Source organism: Lentzea jiangxiensis (assembly GCF_900104175.1).
GTDB classification, from domain to species: Bacteria; Actinomycetota; Actinomycetes; order Mycobacteriales; family Pseudonocardiaceae; genus Lentzea; species Lentzea jiangxiensis.
Genome location: NZ_FNIX01000017.1, coordinates 64,741 through 81,090 on the forward strand (window position 1 = coordinate 64,741; position 16,350 = coordinate 81,090).

The following is a 16,350-nucleotide window of genomic DNA, read 5'->3' on the forward strand; positions in this document are numbered from 1 at the left end:
GGTGAAGCTGCTCGTCACGGGCGGGGCCGGATACGTCGGCAGTGTGTGCGCTGCCAGGCTGCTCGAAGCCGGGCACGAGGTGGTCGTCCTCGACGACCTCTCGACCGGCCACGAGGACGCCGTCCCCTCGGGAGCGCGCTTCATCCGGGGTGACATCGCCGAGGTCATCGGCGATGTCCTCGCAGAAGGGTTCGACGGCGTTCTGCACTTCGCGGCGAAGTCCCTGGTGGGCGAGTCCATGCAGGACCCCGGCAAGTACTGGACGGGCAACGTCCTGACGGCGGTCCGCCTGCTCGACGCCATGAAGGAACACGGCACGCCGAAGCTCGTCTTCTCCTCGACTGCCGCGACGTACGGCGAGCCGCGGGAGGTGCCGATCCCCGAGACCGCGCCGACCGCGCCGACCAACACCTACGGCGCCACCAAGCTGGCCATCGACCACGCGATCACGTCGTACGCCGCCGCGCACGGCCTGGCGGCGACCAGCCTGCGGTACTTCAACGTCGCCGGCGCCTACGGCAGCATCGGCGAGCGGCACGCGACCGAGACCCACCTCATCCCGCTGGTGCTCCAGGTCGCCCTCGGGCAGCGCGAGCACATCTCGATCTACGGCGAGGACTGGCCCACCGAGGACGGCACCTGCGTCCGGGACTACATCCACGTCCTGGACCTCGCGGACGCCCACCTCCTCGCGCTCGAGAACGCCACCGCGGGCGAGCACCGGATCTACAACCTGGGCAACGGCACCGGCTTCTCCGTCAAGCAGGTCATCGACACCTGCCGCGAGGTCACCGGCCACCCGATCCCCGCCGTCGTCGCCCCCCGGCGCGCCGGCGATCCCGCCGTCCTGGTCGCCTCCGCGGAGCGGGCGCGCACCGAGCTCGGCTGGAAGCCCGAGCGCGCCGACATCACCGGCATCGTCCGCGACGCGTGGGAGTTCACCCGCGCCCGGCACGGAGCCTGAGCCGGGATGACCGACTTCGCCTCCTTCGAGAGCTACAACGCCACCCCACGGCTCGCGTCGCTCGCGCTGTCCCCGGACGGCACCCGGCTCGTCACGGTCGTCTCCACGCTCGCCCCGGACGGCAAGACGTGGCAGGGCGCTCTCTGGGAGGTCGACCCCACCGGAGAGCGGGAGGCCGTCCGGCTCACCCGCTCCGCCAAGGGCGACTCCTCCCCCGTGTTCGCGCCGGACGGGTCGTTGTTGTTCCTGTCGGGCCGTCCGGACCCGCTCGCGAAGCCGGGCGAGTCCCAGGACAAGAAGGCGCTGTGGCGTCTTCCCGTCCACGGCGAGGCCGCCGAGGTGCTGCGGCCGGGCGGCGGCGTCGGTCAGGTGCGGGCCGCCGGCGAGACGGTGCTGTTCACGTCGTCGGCGCACCGCTTCACGGAGTTCGGTGACGAGGACGACGCCAAGCGCAAGGCACGCGAGGACGCCGGGGTGACGGCGATCCTGCACGAGTCGTACCCGATCCGGTACTGGGACGCGGACCTCGGTCCCACCTACCCACGCCTGTTCGCGGCTCCTCTCGCGGACGCCGGCACCGTCACCGCTCTCAGCGAAGACGCCGAAAGCAGGCTCAGCGACGAGGACGTTGAGCTGAGCCCAGACGGGAAGTGGGCCGTTTTCGGCCACGACGTCGACGTCAGCCCCTCCTACGGTCGCCGGACCGAACTGCGGGTCGTCGCCACCCGCGGTGGCGCGCCGCGGACCATCGCCTCCGAAGAGGGTTTCTCCTTCGGTGGCGCGACGTTCACGCCCGACTCGGCCGCCGTGATCGCGATCCGGTACCGCGAGTCCACTCCGGACTCCCCACACCGGCGCGACCTCGTGCGCATCGACCTGGCGGAGGGCTCGATCACGCCACTGGCGCCCGGTTTCCAGGAGGAGCCGGACCACCCGGTGGTGAGCCCGGACGGGTCGGCGGTGTTCTTCACCGCGAGCCACCTCGGGCACCAGCCGGTCTGGCGGCTCGATCTCGCGACCGGCGAGGTCACCAAGCTGACGGTGACCGGTTACTACAGCGATCTGGTGGTGAGCCCGGACAGCAAGACGCTGTACGCGTTGCGCAACTCGGTCGACCACCCGCCACAGCCCGTGCGGTTCGCTTGCGAGGGAACCGACCAGAACCCGGAACGGCTGCGCGCGCCCGGTGCCCTCGCGTCGGTGCCCGGCACGCTCACCGAGATCTCCACGGTCGTCGCCGACGGCAGGACCGTCCGCTCCTGGCTGGTGCTGCCCGAGGATGCCTCCGCCGACTCCCCCGCCCCGCTCCTGCTGTGGGTCCACGGCGGCCCGGTCATGAGCTGGAACGGCTGGACCTGGCGCTGGAACCCGTGGCTCATGGCCGCTCGCGGCTACGCCGTCCTGCTGCCCGACCCCGCCCTCTCGACCGGGTACGGGCCGGACTTCATCAAGGCCGGCTGGGGCCGCTGGGGCGCCGAGCCCTACACCGACCTGATGGCCATCACGGACGTCGCGGTCGAGCGAGCCGACATCGACGCCTCCCGGACCGCCGCCATGGGCGGGTCGTTCGGCGGTTACATGGTCAACTGGATCGCCACCCAGACCGACCGGTTCCGGGCGATCGTCACCCACGCGTCCCTCTGGCACCTCGACGCGTTCTCCGGCGGCACCGACAGCTCCTACTTCTGGATGCGGGAGATGGGCGACCCCCTCACCCACCCGGAGCGGATCCAGGCCAACTCCCCGCACCTGCGGGTCGCCGACATCAAGACCCCGATGCTCGTCATCCACGGGGACAAGGACTACCGGGTTCCGATCGGTGAGGGGCACCGGCTGTACTTCGACCTCGTCCGCCACGGGGTGACCGCGAAGTACCTCTACTACCCAACCGAAAACCACTGGATCCTCACCCCCGGCAACTCTCGGGTCTGGTACGAGACGGTGTGGGCGTTCCTGGCCGAGCACGTGCTGGATCAGGGCTGGGAGCGACCCGAACTGCTCTGAGCGAGCAACTGGCGGGCGCTGTCCATGTACCTCACGGCCAGCGCCCGCATCTCCGCGGGCGGGATCGCGGCGCTGACGGCGGCCCTGATGAGCTTGCTCAACGAATGACCGGGGCAGGCCTCATCGGCCACGTCGAGGGCGACGGACGCGATTCCGCCGTCGCCGCGCTGGTAGGCGTAGAACGCGAGCAGGCACGCGGCCTCCGCACGTTCCGGCGCCGGACAGGCTCTGGTGAGCTCGAGCCACAGGCGTTCGGCGAGACGGGACCTGGCCTGGGCGGCGAAGCCCAGGCTCGCGTCCCGGACGTCGGGCATCGCCAGGGCCCGTGCCAGTGCGACGACCTCGTCGTCCCGCAACGGACCCTTGCGGTTCTCCACCGCGGCGATCGCGTCGCTCACGCGGCGCAGCTCGGTGCCGGGATCGGGTTCGGCCGAGTTCGTCATGAGCTCGTCGAGCATCGCGGACCTGCGCTCCACCGCGTCGGGTGGGTCAAGCGCGAGGATCGCCGCCATCGCGGCACGCGACTCGAACGTCACGTTGCCCTCGTGGGCCGACGCGGCGGCGACCGGGGACAGCCGGGGGTCCGGCAGCGTGCCGTGGCAGTCGATGTCGAGGTAGCAGAGCCATTTCGCGTCCTTCTGGCACGACGGCAACCAGACGGCTTCGACGACGTCGATGCCCACGCCACCCAGCCCGTGTCTGAGGGCAGTGACCAGCGGTTCGTGAGGTAGTTCCTCGGGCATGTGCTCTGTCGGCGGACACACGACCACGATGATCACTTCTGTCGCGCCTTGGTCGAGCAGCGGCCCTTCCAGCTGGGCCGCCAGGAAGCCCCTATGTCGCGGGCGTGGCAGGTCGACGCGCATGGTCATGCTGACCAGGTCGTCCTTCAGCACCAGCACGACGAGCGAGTCGGACGGGTGGAAACCCATCAGGTGCGGGATCGCGGCGTAGAGGTCGCCAGCATCGCGGACCCGGATCGGTTTCGGGAGGGTTGTGGGCATGGGGCTCACTGTGGCGGAGCGGGCCGGGTGGTGAGCCGGGGTGGACGCCAGGTTGTGGACAACTCAGCGGTTGTGGACAGGTCGAGATCTTGGACCGCCCTGGAGCGGGGTTCTGTCAGGGGTGGGTGCTAGGTTGCCGTGCCCCGGTCCCGTCGACCGGAGCACGGCAACACCTCAGAACGCCTCGAACACCGAGCGCCAGCCGCCGACGACCGGCAGCTCCACCGACGTCCGGGCGAGGTCGAGCGACAGTCCGGCGCCCGGCTTCGGGCGCAGCGTGTAGTCGTAGTCGCTGGAGATCACCACGAACTCGAGCCGGTGACCGGCCTGCAGGACGTAGTCGTCCGGCACGATCGGCACCTCGACGTCGTAGAACTTGCCGGGCTTGATCGGCGACGTCCTGTCCGGCCGTTCCCTGTTCTGCGGGTCGGTCGAACCGCGGGTGATGACGTGCGACGTGCCGTCCGGACGGCGGTCGACCAGCAGCGTCGTCACGTTGGCCGCGGGCCGGTCGAACGCGAGACGCAGGTTCGCGGTCGACTTGCCGGACAGCCGCACCGGCTTCTGCGCCGGCTCCGAGGTGTAGGACAGCCGGTTCGGCGAGGTCGCCTGGTCGATCAACGACTCGGCGGTCTTCGTCGCGTCGTCGGTCAGCTTCTCCACGCCGCGGCCGGGCAGGACACCGAGGCCGCCCTTGGTGGATCCGCCCGCGGACAGGCGCAGCCGCACGTCGGACGTGCCGGGGGCCGGCCAGTCCTTCTCGTCGACCCACGTCTTGTCCTCGCGCTGGATCGTCGCCTTCGGCTCCTTGTCGATGCCGTTGCGGTGACCCCACAGGTACTGGGTGAACCAGCGGTTCAGCGTGCGCCGCCACTCGGCCGAACGGAGCGTGTCGGCGTCCGTGTGCCCGGACTGGTGCAGCCAGATCTTGTGCGGCGCGCCGACCTTCTTCAACGCCGAGTACCACTGCTCGACGTGCGTCATCTTGACGTTCCAGTCGTTGAGCCCGTGCACCGCGAGAACGGCCGCGCGGACCTTGCGGACGTCGTTGAGGTAGTTCCGCTTGTCCCAGAACCGGCTGTAGTCACCGGTGATCCGGTCCTGGTCCTGGGCGATCTCGGCGATGATCGGCTTGCAGATCTCCCGGTCGGCACGCGTGTAGACGTATTCGGCCAGCACGTCGGCGTCCTCGCCCTGGAAGGTGCCGGGTGCGACGACGGCGCCGTCCGCGCGGTAGTAGTCGTACCAGCTGGAGATCGCGGCGATCGGCACGATGGCCTCGAGGCCGCGGACGCCGGTGGAGGCGACGGCGTTGGGCAGCGTTCCGTTGTAGGAGACGCCCATCATGCCGGTTTTGCCGGTCGACCAGGTGGCCTTGATGGCCTCGCCCGTGGCGGTCCGCGCTGTCGCACGGCCGTTGAGCCAGTCGACGACGACACGAGCGCCGATCGTCTCGTTGACGTCACCCGTCGTCGGGCAACCCGTCGACTTGCCGGTGCCGAGGGACTCGGCGTAGACGACCGCGTACCCGCGGGCGATGAAGTAGGCCTCGTAGCGGCCGGAGGTGATCGGGTTGGGGCCGAGGGCGGCGGTGATGCGTTCGTCGGAGTTGGCCTTGAGCAGGCGGCCGTTGCGCTTGTCGGGCACGTACAGCTCGACGTCGACGTTGTGGTTGGCGACGTCGTTGCCGCCCGAGAAGTACGGGCTGACCATGTAGACGACCGGGACCTTGAGGCCGCGTTCGGTGGCGCGTGGCCGGACGACCTCGGTGTAGACCTCGTCGTCCTTGCCGTCGCGGTCGCTGTCGACCGGGGCGCGGACCCAGAGGCTCTCCTTCACCACGTCTTTCGGGTCGAAGACGGGCTGGGCCTCGCCGTCCTGGAAAACGGGCCCTTCGGCGGCTTGAGCGGTGACGGGCAGGAATGGCAGAACGAGCACCGCGGTCAGCAGTGCGACTCTTCGTGCGCCCCTCACGAGGCACCCCCAATGCGGAAGCCAGAGACAGGGATCGCCCTGCACCCTCTCCTTTGACTGCAAGACATGTCACCCGTCGATCGGCTCTTGACCTGAGAGCATGGACCGTGCACATTTCCGACTTCGTCCACGCGCTGCCGAAGGCCGAGCTGCACGTCCACCTCGTGGGCGCGGCTTCCGTCGACACGGTCCTCGCGCTCGCCCGCAACCACCCCGGCGGGCGAGTGCCGACCGACGAGACCGAGCTGCGGAAGTTCTACGAGTTCACGGACTTCCGGCACTTCATCAACGTCTACGGCATCGTCAACGACCTCGTCACCACGGGCGAGGACGTCCGCACTCTCGTCGTCGGATACGCGCGTGACGCGGCACGGACCAACATCCGATATGCGGAGCTGACGATCAGCGCGACCAGCCACCTGCGAGCCGGCATCGCGCCCGACGAGCTCGTCGAGGCGTTGCGCGCGGGACGCGACGAAGCGCTCGCCGTGCACGGCGTGACGTTGCAGTGGATCTTCGACGTTCCCGGTGTCTGGGATCGCGACTGGGGCATGACGAGTGCGCGGTTCGCCACCGGACACCGGCCGGAGGGACTGGTCGGCTTCGGGCTCGGCGGGTTCGAGTCGGACTCACCGAGGGCGAACTTCCGCGAGGCGTTCGCGATGGCGCGCGACGCCGGGCTGCACATGGTGCCGCACGCCGGTGAGACGACGCCGCCCAGCGAGATCTGGGCCGCTCTGCACGATCTGCGGGCCGAACGGATCGGGCACGGCGTCAGCGCGGTGCAGGATCCCGACCTGCTGCGGCACCTCGCCGACGCAGGCGTCGTCGTCGAGGTGTGCCCGACGTCGAACCTCCGCACCGGCGCGGTGCGCTCGTTCGACGAGCACCACCTGCCGCGCCTCCTGGAGGCGGGCGTCCCGGTGACGATCAGCACCGACGACCCCGGCATGTTCCACACCGACCTCGACCGCGAGTACCTGCTGTGCCACGAGCGTTTCGGGTTCGGCCGGGACGAGCTCGCGGACCTCGCCCGTGCCGCCGTGCGGGCGTCCTACGCACCGGCCGAGCTGAAGGACCGGATGTTGAAGGAGATCGACGCGGTATGAGTGGTGCGAACGTGGTGACGACGACCGTCGACTCGCCGGAGGCCGCCGAGTCGCTGGCGAAGGGGATCGTCGAGGCGAGGCTGGGCGCGTGCGTGCAGATCGTGCCCATCCGCAGCGTCTACCGGTGGGACGGCGAGGTGCGCGTCGACGCGGAGTGGCAGTGCGTCGTGAAGACGTCTTCCGTCCGCGTCGACGACCTCGTCGCGCACATCAAGGCGCATCACAGCTACGACGTCCCTGAGGTCGTCGTCACCCCCGTGGTCGGGGGCAACGACGACTACCTCGCGTGGATCTCAGAGGAGACCTCGTAGGTGACGTGACAGCGGCTCGGTGTGCAGCACGCCGAGCCGCTGCGTCGCTCTCGTCAGCGCGACGTACAGCTCGCTGGGCGACATGCGTTGCGGCTCGACGACCAGGACGACGTCGAACTCCAGCCCCTTCGACGCACGCGGCGGCATCCAGCCTTCGCCGATGACTGCGATCGTGCGGCCGTCGCACGCGTTGGCGTGCGCGTCGAGTTCGTCGCGCACGGCTGCCGATATATCAGTCACGCGGCGCGCCCACGGGCGTTCAGCGGTCTTGCGCACCGACACCGGAGCCGACGCGTCGGGGTCGACGAGCTTGAGGACCGGGGTGGCGACGGCCATGATCTCGCCCGGGGTGCGGTAGTTGACCTCCAGCCGGCGGTAGGTGAACCGCTCGAACACCGATCCCCAGCTCCGGACTCCTCCCGCGGCCTGACGTTGAGCCAGATCACCGACGACGGTCATGGACTTGTTGGGGCACCTGCGCAGCAGCACGCGCCAATCCATCGCGGACAGTTCCTGTGCTTCGTCGACGACGACGTGGCCGTATGTCCACGTGCGGTCCGCGGCGGCACGTTCGGCGAGGGTGCGGTGGTCGCGCACCTCGTGCCGAGCGGCCAGCACATCGGCGTTGACGAAGTCGGTGACGATGTACTCGTCGGCGTCGGCGCGTTCGTCGATCGACAGGACGTCCATGACGCCGCGGACGTACTCGAGTTGTTCTTCCTCCGCCCGCCTCGCCTCGCGCTCTGCGGTGCCGTCGGACCCGAGCAGGTCGGCGAGTTCGTCGAGCAGCGGCACGTCGGACACGGTCCACGCGTCGGCGTCTGCCCGGTACAGCTCCGGCGCACCGATCCGGAAACAGCGACCCGCGTACAGGTCGGCGAGCAGCTGTTCCGGTGTCAGCAGCGGCCACAGCTCGTCGACGGCGTCGCGCAACGCGGAGCTGTGGCGGAGTTCGTGGCGGACGTCCTCCTCGATCTCCGGCCAGTCGACGCCGATCAAGCGCATCGCCGGCGCGACGAGTTCCTCGGCGAGCGCGAGGAAGAAGTACTTGCGGGCGGCGTTGTGCGGCAGCTCGTAGTAGCGCGTCTTCTCGCGTGCGACGGCGGCGATGTGCGCGTCGAGCGGCACGATGATGTCTTCCAGTTCGATCTCGATGGGCTCGTCCGGCAGTTCCTGCCGGTCGGCCACTGCGACGGCCAGCAGGTCGAGAACGGATACATCGCCTTTCAGCCGTTGCAACGACGGTGCGTCTTCGGCGTCGGTGACGACACCGGGGTAGAGCTCACCGGGCGTCGCGAAGACGACGTCGGTCTCCCCCAACGACGGCAGGACGTCGCCGACGTAGCGGAGGAAGCCGGTGTTCGGGCCGACGACCAGCACACCGTGCCGGGACAGGCGTTCACGGCGCGTGTACAGCAGGTACGCCACGCGGTGCAGGGCCACCGCGGTCTTGCCCGTTCCGGGGCCGCCCTCGATGACGAGCACACCGGCGCCGGAGTAGCGGATGATCTCGTCCTGCTCGGCCTGGATGGTCGAGACGATGTCCCGCATCGTCGCCGTTCGCGGTGCGTTGAGGGCGTCGAGCAACGCGGTCGTGTCCGCCAACAGTTCGTCGTCGTGGAAATCGCGCAGCTCCCTGTCGCGAACGCGGAAGTGCCGCCTCAGCACGACACCCTCGGGGTTCGCGGCCGTCGCCGTGTAGAACGGCCGCGCCGCCGGTGCGCGCCAGTCCAGGAGCAGTGGCTCGAAGTCGTCGTCGAACAGTCCGACCCGTCCGACGTAGGTGCGGTCGCCGGTCTCCGAGTCGATGCGGCCGAAGCACAGCCCGTCTTCCGCCGCGCGGTACTTCCCCAGGTCTTTGGTCAGCACCTCGACCGCGGCTTCGCGGTCCTGCCTCTGGGCCGTGTCGTCCCGCAGCGCGGCGGCGAGATCCGCTGCCGCCTTGTTCCGTTCCTGGTCGAGCTTTTCGTACAGAGAGGTGATTCGCGCTTGTTCACTCGCCAACACATTGCCCCCTGTGATACAATAGAGCTATATACTCGGAAACTTAATTCCGATAATGCAAAGCCATTCTTTTTATCACATCTCCGCTGTGCGCGGAACCCCTCGCGAGATCAACCATTGCATGCGCTTGACGTGCTGCGATGCGGTTCGATCGTCTTGGGTCGAAGCAGTACGCTAGACGTGCGCCCAGAAGCCTGGGCCACACAATTCAAGGGGATGCTGAGCCGGCAGTGCGCCGCGCCGACCCCTTCGAATCGTCGGCGACTGCACCGAAAAATGTAGGATCTGGCTACACGGCTCGCACAGCTGGAGAGGCCGGAATGGACGTGGTCGAAGCATGAAGCTGGTCATCCTGGGCGGAGGCGGCTTCCGCGTCCCGCTGGTCTACCGCGCGTTGCTCGCCGACCGGTCGCCGGGCCGCGTCACCGAAGTCGCGCTGTTCGACCTCGACCCCGGTCGTCTTGCCGCGATCGGTGTCGTCCTGGCCGAGCTCGCGGCGCGGGTACCGGACGCGCCCGCCGTGACGACGTCGACCGACCTCGACGAAGCGGTGAGGGGCGCGGACTTCGTGTTCTCCGCCATCCGCGTCGGTGGTCTGGAAGGACGCGCCGCCGACGAGAGCGTCGCGGCGGGTTGTGGCGTGCTCGGGCAGGAGACCGTCGGCGCCGGCGGCGTTGTGTACGGGCTGCGCACAGTTCCTGTCGCGCTCGACATCGCGCGTCGTATATCGGAACTCGCGCCGGAGGCGTGGGTCATCAACTTCACGAACCCCGCCGGCATGGTCACCGAGGCGATGTCGGCGCACCTCGGCCACCGCGTCATCGGCATCTGCGACTCCCCCGTCGGACTTGGCAAGCGGGTGGCCCGTGCCGCCGGCGTGACTCTCGAAGACGCATGGCTCGACTACGCCGGCCTCAACCACCTCGGCTGGCTGCGGGGCGTTCACGTGGCAGGGCGCGATGTGCTGCCTGATCTGCTCGCCGACGCCGCCCGGCTCGAGTCGTTCGAAGAGGGCAAGCTGTTCGGTGCGGAGTGGCTGCGCTCCTTGGGTGCTATCCCGAACGAGTACCTGCACTACTACTACTTCACGCGGGAGGCCGTGGAGGCTGGTGCCTCGCGCGGAGCGTTCCTGCTGGAGCAGCAGAAGCGGTTCTACGCGGCGCCGTCCTGGGAGAGCTGGGACCGCACGCGGCTGGAACGCGAACAGACGTACATGGCCGAGACCCGTGACGAGGAACGCGACAGCGACGACCTCGACGGCGGCGGCTACGAACGCGTCGCCCTCGACCTGATGCACGCGATCGCGTCGGACAAACGAACCACCTTGATCCTCAACGTCCCGAACAGGACGACGCTGAGGTGTCTCGACTCGGAGGCCGTCGTCGAGGTGCCGAGCCTGGTCGACGCGAACGGCGCGCGCCCCATCTCGGTCAGCCAGGTTCCGGACGAGGGCGTCGGACTCGTCACGACGTTGAAGGTCGTCGAGCGCGCCACGATCAAAGCGGCCATCAGCGGTGAACGCGCGCACGCGGTGAAGGCGTTGGCGTTGCATCCGCTCGTCGACTCCGTCAACGTGGCTCGCAGGATCGTCGACACCCATCCGCTGTTGCAGCGGTTCTCCACGCCATGACCGCTGCAGAAGCCGAGTGACCTCGACGCGGCGTTCGCACCAGCTCCCAGTCGTCGAAGTCGGTCGTGTGGGTGGTCCGGCGAAGCAGGTGCTGAGGTTCGCGGACTGCTCGGACCAGGTTGAGAAGCAGGTCGCCGAACTGGCTGACCGCGGTCAGCCCGGTGAGCACCACGTTCCGGTTGGTCGAGCGCATCGCCGCGTACGACCTTGCGAGCGAGCGCGGCGTCTCCCAACTCGTGTCGAGACGTGCGGACGATGACGGCCGCACGGCGCCAGGTCCGCTTCCACACATCCGCGATGAACGGCCGAGGTCGTTGGAGGAAGAGTTCCTCGCTGCGCTCGGCGTCGACGCGTTCAACACCAAGGACGTGACCAAGGCCTGATGCCGAGTGGTGGTGTTCTTAACTACGCTCGTCCACAAATGGACACCACCACCTCTCGCCGCGTGCCGCTCGTCATGGGCATCGCCGTGCTCGTGCTGCTGCTGGACCAGGCCACGAAGTTCTGGGCCGAGAGCGCGCTGACCGGCCGCGCGCCCATTCCCGTGCTCGGGGAGTTCCTGCAGTTCAGGCTCCTCTACAACCCCGGTGCCGCGTTCTCGATCGGCGCGGGGTCGACGTGGATCTTCACCATCGTCGCGGCCGTCGCCGTCGTGCTGCTCGCGCGGTACGGCATGCAGCCGCAGACGAGGCTGCGGGCTTTAGCACTCGCGTTGATGCTGGGCGGCGCGACGACGCACCTGCTCGACCGGCTGTTCCGCCAGCCCGGGTTCGCGCGCGGGCACGTCGTCGACTTCATCGACTACAACGGCTGGTTCGTCGGCAACGTCGCGGACATCGCGCTGGTGTGCGGTGCGATCCTGCTCGTGCTGCTGAGCTTCACACCTACGAAGCAGCCTGCCGCGTGAGCGTGTCGGCGCGGCGGGTCGTCTCGGGCAGCCGGTAGCGCGGAGCGAGACGCAGCACCTCGGCGCACGCCCGGTCCAGGTCGATCTTGTGGCCGACCGACACGAAGACCGGTTTCACGCCGGCCTGCGTCCGCAACGCCCTGCCGACGACCTCGTCGCCGTTGTCGCCGTCCATGACGAGGTCGCTCATCGACCCGCGGTCGTGGCCGGGCGGGTCGAACCTGCCCATCACGTTCTTCGCCACGCCGATGCTGGGGATGCCGGTGTGCACGCCCAGATGGCACGCCAGGCCGAAGCGCCGGGGGTGTGCGAGGCCCTGACCGTCCGCGACGAGCAGGTCCGGTGTGACGGTCACCTGTTCGAGGGCGCGCAGCAGAACGGGCATCTCCCGGAACGCGAAGAGACCGGCGATGTAGGGGAAGTCGGTCGTGCCCTCGACGACGACTTCGTCGAGCACGACCAGCGATTTTGCATCGAACACCACGCAGACGCCCGCAACTGTGTCGTTGCTGCGGTAGCCGACGTCCAGGCCTGCGACGGTGTCTATGCGCAGGTCAGGGGCACTGGTGGTGATCACCTGCGTGCGCAGGCGTTCTTGCATCGCGATGGCGTCTTCAACCGTTTTGGGCCACTCCACGTACGACAGTGTGCCGTGACGCCTCGTAGTGAGCGGTCAGGAGGTCGTCGCCGAAGTCACCCGAATGACGACGCCAGACGGTGTGGATGTGGTTCGCCTCGTTGGCCGTGTTGTCGTATTCGATGAGCAGTTCCGGGCCCTGGATGCGGTAGTAGTGACCCTCGCCCCGGCGCAGCGAGCCCTCCCAGGAGAAGTGCAGGCGTTCGGGGTCGACTCGCGCGAACTCCTCGTCGGCGAGTTCGAACGCGAGCCTGTCCAGGTAGAAGCGGACGATGTCGACGAGGAGCTCACCGGCCGGCTTGCCGAGTTGGGGCGGCGTCACTCCGACCGGTTCGGACGCGCTGATCCGAGGGGCGTTGCCGCTGCGGATGTCGTGCGGCGCGGTGTCGGACACGACGGCCAGGCGGCGAGCGGTCGGGCCCATGCGGTCGAGGAGCTCGCGAGCCAGTTCCTCTTCCAGCTTCAGCGGCTGGCTGACCACGCGGCCTCGGTAGGTGACTCGGGCGGGGTTCGCGCCGAGGAAGAACGGCGTCGCGGAGACGTGGCCGTCGGCGACGACGACGTTGACCGAGAGATGGTGCCCGTCGATTCGCCAGCCCCACGGCTCGTCGCTGCCGGGTGTGCCGAACAGGACGGTCCAGTAGTCGGCGCTGTGCCGGTCGCGGTGTCCGCCTTCGCGGTGGTCGAGCACGTCTTCCAGCGCCATGACCGCGGCCACCTGGGCGTAGGCGTGTGGGCTGAGCACGGTGGCGAGCATGCCGTGAACTGCTTTGCGCTGGTCGCGTCGGAGGTCTCCGAGCGCCAGGCCCGGTCGTGTGCCCGGTGTGTACGCCCAGCGGTGCCTCAGGTCGTCGTCGGTGATGGCGCGGATCCCGTGTTCGCGCTGGTCACCGTCCAGCAAGCCGATGTAGTGGTGCGTGGCGTCAGCGACGTCGTGCAGCATCGTCCGAACCTATCGGCCTTGCGGTCACAGAGCAGTGGATGCGGTCGACGCCGGCCGCAATGGGTGTCGAAAACCTTGCGTAGTGAAGATGGCACAGGATGACGACGCGGTCTGGCGCGCTGGCGAGCCCGTTGAGGAGGCGTTGAAGACCCGGCCGGCACGTCGTCATGCAGTATCTCTGCGTGCTTCGAGAGGCCGATCTGGTGTTCGTGGAGCCGTTGGGCCGGAAGCGGGTCAACCACCTCGACGCTGTGCCCATCCAGCAGATCCACCAGCATTGGGTCGCGCATCACGAGCCGAACTGGGCAGCGGCGCTTGTCGGCTTGAAGCTCACGGTCGAGAGCGCCGGGCAGGAGGATGAGGACGTTGGCTGAACCCGGCACCGAACTGGTGCACAGCATCGTGATCGCCGCGCCGATCGAGGAGGTGTGGGCGGAGATGACCCGACTCGACGGCAAGCAGCGCGCCATGATGGACGCCGTTCTCGATTCCACGCTCGAGTCGGGTGCGCCGCTGTACTACCGATCGCCGGACGGCAAGCGGGTGTTCGTCGTCGGCCGCGTCGTCGAGGTCGATCCGCCGCGGCTGCTTTCCCACACGCAGCGGCTGACCATGCGCGACGACCCGTGGACCGTCGTCTCCTGGCAGTTGGAAGCGGTGGACGGCGGAACGCGCGTCACGGTGCGCAACTCCGGTTGGCCAGAGGGCGTCAAGCGGCTCGACAAGGTCGACTCGACGTGGAAGGGCATCCTCGCCGCGCTCAAGCAGGTCGTCGAGACCGGTGACGTCGGCTCCGGTCTGAAAGTCCAGTACGCGTTCATGCGCGCGTTCATGCGGGCGATGCCAGCGAGCACGAAGACTGGGAACGTCCCGGAGCCGCCAGGTATCGGCCAAGCGGCTGAAACGTGAATCCTGCTTTTGCAACAGGTCTTTGATGACGAAGTCAAAAGACCTGTTGCAAAAGGTGCGGGTGGGTGAGGTGGCGACGCTGATATATCGGTTGTGTCAGGCGTGGCAGGTGATGGGGCCGCCGTGGAGCTCCATCATGTCCATCCAGACGCGAGGCAGTTCGAGGCGTTCGGAGAGGGGCTTGCCGTCCAGTTCGTGGTAGGCGCGGTGGAGGTTGCCCACCAGGCGCTCGGACTCCTGCCACGACGAGAAGCGTGACTCTCCCGCCTCGCGGACGACCTCCATCGGGGTCTTGCCGGAGGCGTGGCCGGATGACGCCAGGTCCGCGAGGTACGTCGTGTAGGCGGCGAGGTCGTCCAGGACACGGTTGATCTCGGCGCCTCGCAGCAGCGGACCGTGACCGGGAACGACGACGGCGGCGTCGAAAGAGCGCAGGAACTCGAGGGCGGACCGGTAGCCGGTGATGCTGCCTTCGGCGAGGAACGGCTGGCCGCCCGCGAAGACGAGGTCGCCGGTGAACAGGACGCGCTCGGCCGGGAGCCAGACGACGGTGTCGCCGCGGGTGTGCGCAGGGCCGGGGTGGTGCAGTTCGACGACGCGCGTGCCGAGGTGCAGGGTCAGCGACTTCGTGTAGGTGAGCGACGGCGGGCGGACCTCGATGTGGCCGTAGTCCGGGCCGGTGAGCACCTGGGCGGCGAGCAGGCCGGCGGCGAGGACCTCTTCGCGGCACGCCTCGTGGCCGATGATCACGGCCGACGGCGGGACGAGCCAGTTGCCGAACGTGTGGTCGCCGTGGTGGTGGGTGTTGATGACGTAACCGGGTTCGGCGGAGCTCACCGTGGCCACCGAGGCGAGCAACGCGCGGTTGCGCGCCTCGGTGGACGTGGTGTCCACGAGCAGCAGCGAGTCGTCGGAGCCGACGACCGCGCCGGTGTTGTTGATCATCCAGGACCCGTCGGGCTGGACGTAGGCGTGGACTCCGGGGGCGATCTCGACGAGTTCGGGCTGAGCGGAGGGCTTCACCCGTTCAAGCGTAGAGACAGCCGGGTCAGCCCTGGGCGATGTAGGCCTGCAACTGGTCCTGCGACTGTTCGAGCTGGCCGATGCGGCTCTTCACCACGTCACCGATGCTGACGATCCCGACCAGCTGGCCGTCGGACAGCACGGGTACGTGGCGGAAGCGTCGTTCGGTCATCACGACCGTGAGGCTGTCCACGGTGTCGGACGGGCTGCAGGTGAACACGTCGGCGGTCATGATCGCCGACACGGGGGACGACAACAGATCCGCGCCGGATTCGTGCAGCTTCCGGACGACGTCGCGTTCGGACACGATTCCCGCCACGCCGGAGGCACCGACGACGACGATCGCACCGACGTTGTGTTCTGCGAGCACTCTGAGCAGTTCGGACACGGGTACGTCCTGGCCGATCGTCGCGACCGCCGATCCCTTGGTCCGCAACACGTCAGCGATCCTCACCTGGCGCCTCCGATCCTGTCGGTCCGGTAGCACCTCAGGCTAGATCGGATCCGGGTGGAACGGGAGGTCGTGCCCTCGAAGGGAGCAGGGGACGCGTCCGGTGTGAACGCGTCCCCCGCCGGTGTCGCGCCTGGTTCGGCGTCGGCTAAGCGGTTCCTCCGCGGCGACGGGTCGCGAACTGGCGCGGCTGGACCATGGGCACGCGCTGCTGCGGCAGCGGGAAGTGCGTGGTCTGGTCGTGCTTGTTCCGCTTCTGCGCACGGCGCGCGGCGCGGTTGCCCTGCTCGGGCGGGGTGGTGTCGGGCATGCGAAAGCCTCCTCACGAAGAGGGCGTGCAAGGGCACGGCGAAAGCCGTGGGAGATGAACCGCAAGGGTCACCGAGGAGAGCGCGACGACGAGGTCGCGGAGGCGGCGTCGAGAGCGCCGCAGGCTTCATCAGATGAAGAACATGCCCGCAACGCTAGCGACAACGACGC

At 68.6% G+C, this 16,350-nt stretch carries 17 protein-coding genes; 9 read left to right on the top strand and 8 right to left on the bottom strand.

The genetic code is table 11. The features are described 5' to 3' along the window. Position 1 precedes the first annotated feature (1 nt). Both galE and BLQ91_RS31295 read left to right on the top strand, forming a co-directional pair. The gene (gene galE, locus BLQ91_RS31290; protein ID WP_090102823.1) at positions 2 to 964 is read left to right on the top strand and encodes a UDP-glucose 4-epimerase GalE; all 963 of its coding nucleotides are present in this window, start codon (positions 2 to 4) and stop codon (positions 962 to 964) included. 6 nt (positions 965 to 970) lie between these two features. Then, positions 971 to 2,968, top strand: a complete 1,998-nt coding sequence (locus BLQ91_RS31295) for a S9 family peptidase (RefSeq protein WP_090102701.1) — start codon at positions 971 to 973, stop codon at positions 2,966 to 2,968. Here BLQ91_RS31295 and BLQ91_RS31300 read toward each other — a convergent pair. Then, positions 2,938 to 3,972 carry a DUF4192 domain-containing protein gene (locus BLQ91_RS31300; RefSeq protein ID WP_090102702.1) on the bottom strand — a complete coding sequence of 345 codons (1,035 nt, stop codon included), beginning with the start codon at positions 3,970 to 3,972 and terminating at the stop codon, positions 2,938 to 2,940. The genes BLQ91_RS31295 and BLQ91_RS31300 overlap by 31 nt on opposite strands. A gap of 174 nt (positions 3,973 to 4,146) precedes the next feature. Then, a complete protein-coding gene (locus BLQ91_RS31305; RefSeq protein ID WP_090102703.1) occupies positions 4,147 to 5,946 on the bottom strand; it encodes a Xaa-Pro dipeptidyl-peptidase in 1,800 nt (599 codons plus the stop codon). A gap of 107 nt (positions 5,947 to 6,053) precedes the next feature. On the opposite strand from BLQ91_RS31305, the gene add reads away from it, so the two are divergent. Further along, a complete protein-coding gene (gene add, locus BLQ91_RS31310; RefSeq protein WP_245733936.1) occupies positions 6,054 to 7,055 on the top strand; it encodes an adenosine deaminase in 1,002 nt (333 codons plus the stop codon). Next, entirely contained in the window at positions 7,052 to 7,366 is a 315-nt protein-coding gene (gene cutA / locus BLQ91_RS31315; protein WP_090102704.1) for a divalent-cation tolerance protein CutA, read from the top strand. Before add ends, cutA begins: the two co-directional genes overlap by 4 nt. Here cutA and BLQ91_RS31320 read toward each other — a convergent pair. Further along, complete coding sequence (locus BLQ91_RS31320; protein WP_281199701.1) at positions 7,349 to 9,373, bottom strand: UvrD-helicase domain-containing protein; 2,025 nt, start codon at positions 9,371 to 9,373, stop codon at positions 7,349 to 7,351. The two genes, cutA and BLQ91_RS31320, sit on opposite strands and share 18 nt — an antisense overlap. 334 nt (positions 9,374 to 9,707) lie before the next feature. On the opposite strand from BLQ91_RS31320, the gene BLQ91_RS31325 reads away from it, so the two are divergent. The 3 genes from BLQ91_RS31325 (at position 9,708) to lspA (ending at position 11,907) form a co-directional block, all read left to right on the top strand. Next, positions 9,708 to 11,000 (top strand): 6-phospho-beta-glucosidase, encoded by a 1,293-nt coding sequence (locus BLQ91_RS31325; protein ID WP_090102705.1) that lies wholly within the window; start codon positions 9,708 to 9,710, stop codon positions 10,998 to 11,000. A 161-nt stretch (positions 11,001 to 11,161) separates the two neighbouring features. Continuing rightward, positions 11,162 to 11,383, top strand: coding sequence for a hypothetical protein (locus BLQ91_RS31330; RefSeq protein WP_090102708.1), 222 nt, complete (start codon positions 11,162 to 11,164; stop codon positions 11,381 to 11,383). A 38-nt stretch (positions 11,384 to 11,421) separates the two neighbouring features. Then, entirely contained in the window at positions 11,422 to 11,907 is a 486-nt protein-coding gene (gene lspA, locus BLQ91_RS31335; protein ID WP_090102710.1) for a signal peptidase II, read from the top strand. Here the strand turns inward: lspA and BLQ91_RS31340 are convergent. Together BLQ91_RS31340 and BLQ91_RS31345 are read right to left on the bottom strand one after the other, a co-directional pair. Beyond that, positions 11,885 to 12,544 (bottom strand): endonuclease V, encoded by a 660-nt coding sequence (locus BLQ91_RS31340; RefSeq protein ID WP_342670677.1) that lies wholly within the window; start codon positions 12,542 to 12,544, stop codon positions 11,885 to 11,887. The genes lspA and BLQ91_RS31340 overlap by 23 nt on opposite strands. Next, the gene (locus BLQ91_RS31345) at positions 12,522 to 13,487 is read right to left on the bottom strand and encodes a DUF3500 domain-containing protein (protein WP_090102716.1); all 966 of its coding nucleotides are present in this window, start codon (positions 13,485 to 13,487) and stop codon (positions 12,522 to 12,524) included. Before BLQ91_RS31345 ends, BLQ91_RS31340 begins: the two co-directional genes overlap by 23 nt. A gap of 182 nt (positions 13,488 to 13,669) precedes the next feature. On the opposite strand from BLQ91_RS31345, the gene BLQ91_RS31350 reads away from it, so the two are divergent. Both BLQ91_RS31350 and BLQ91_RS31355 read left to right on the top strand, forming a co-directional pair. Continuing rightward, entirely contained in the window at positions 13,670 to 13,861 is a 192-nt protein-coding gene (locus tag BLQ91_RS31350; protein WP_143022901.1) for a hypothetical protein, read from the top strand. Beyond that, positions 13,845 to 14,396, top strand: a complete 552-nt coding sequence (locus tag BLQ91_RS31355; RefSeq protein ID WP_090102720.1) for an SRPBCC domain-containing protein — start codon at positions 13,845 to 13,847, stop codon at positions 14,394 to 14,396. Before BLQ91_RS31350 ends, BLQ91_RS31355 begins: the two co-directional genes overlap by 17 nt. A gap of 96 nt (positions 14,397 to 14,492) precedes the next feature. On the opposite strand, the gene BLQ91_RS31360 is transcribed toward BLQ91_RS31355, so the two are convergent. The 3 genes from BLQ91_RS31360 to BLQ91_RS41700 form a co-directional block, all read right to left on the bottom strand. Further along, a complete protein-coding gene (locus tag BLQ91_RS31360; protein WP_245733937.1) occupies positions 14,493 to 15,419 on the bottom strand; it encodes an MBL fold metallo-hydrolase in 927 nt (308 codons plus the stop codon). 25 nt (positions 15,420 to 15,444) lie between these two features. Continuing rightward, entirely contained in the window at positions 15,445 to 15,873 is a 429-nt protein-coding gene (locus BLQ91_RS31365; RefSeq protein WP_090102722.1) for a CBS domain-containing protein, read from the bottom strand. Between the two features lie 145 nt (positions 15,874 to 16,018). Continuing rightward, the gene (locus tag BLQ91_RS41700) at positions 16,019 to 16,180 is read right to left on the bottom strand and encodes a hypothetical protein (protein ID WP_176960046.1); all 162 of its coding nucleotides are present in this window, start codon (positions 16,178 to 16,180) and stop codon (positions 16,019 to 16,021) included. Between the last annotated feature and the right edge of the window lie 170 nt (positions 16,181 to 16,350).

What these genes read in the sequence shown, in the direction of transcription:
- BLQ91_RS41700 (WP_176960046.1), bottom strand. Translation starts at nt 16,180, where the DNA reads ATGCCCGACACCACCCCGCCCGAGCAGGGCAACCGCGCCGCGCGCCGT.
- BLQ91_RS31300 (WP_090102702.1), bottom strand. Translation starts at nt 3,972, where the DNA reads ATGCCCACAACCCTCCCGAAACCGATCCGGGTCCGCGATGCTGGCGAC.
- lspA (WP_090102710.1), top strand. Translation starts at nt 11,422, where the DNA reads ATGGACACCACCACCTCTCGCCGCGTGCCGCTCGTCATGGGCATCGCC.
- BLQ91_RS31325 (WP_090102705.1), top strand. Translation starts at nt 9,708, where the DNA reads ATGAAGCTGGTCATCCTGGGCGGAGGCGGCTTCCGCGTCCCGCTGGTC.
- cutA (WP_090102704.1), top strand. Translation starts at nt 7,052, where the DNA reads ATGAGTGGTGCGAACGTGGTGACGACGACCGTCGACTCGCCGGAGGCC.
- BLQ91_RS31295 (WP_090102701.1), top strand. Translation starts at nt 971, where the DNA reads ATGACCGACTTCGCCTCCTTCGAGAGCTACAACGCCACCCCACGGCTC.
- BLQ91_RS31355 (WP_090102720.1), top strand. Translation starts at nt 13,845, where the DNA reads ATGAGGACGTTGGCTGAACCCGGCACCGAACTGGTGCACAGCATCGTG.
- BLQ91_RS31345 (WP_090102716.1), bottom strand. Translation starts at nt 13,487, where the DNA reads ATGCTGCACGACGTCGCTGACGCCACGCACCACTACATCGGCTTGCTG.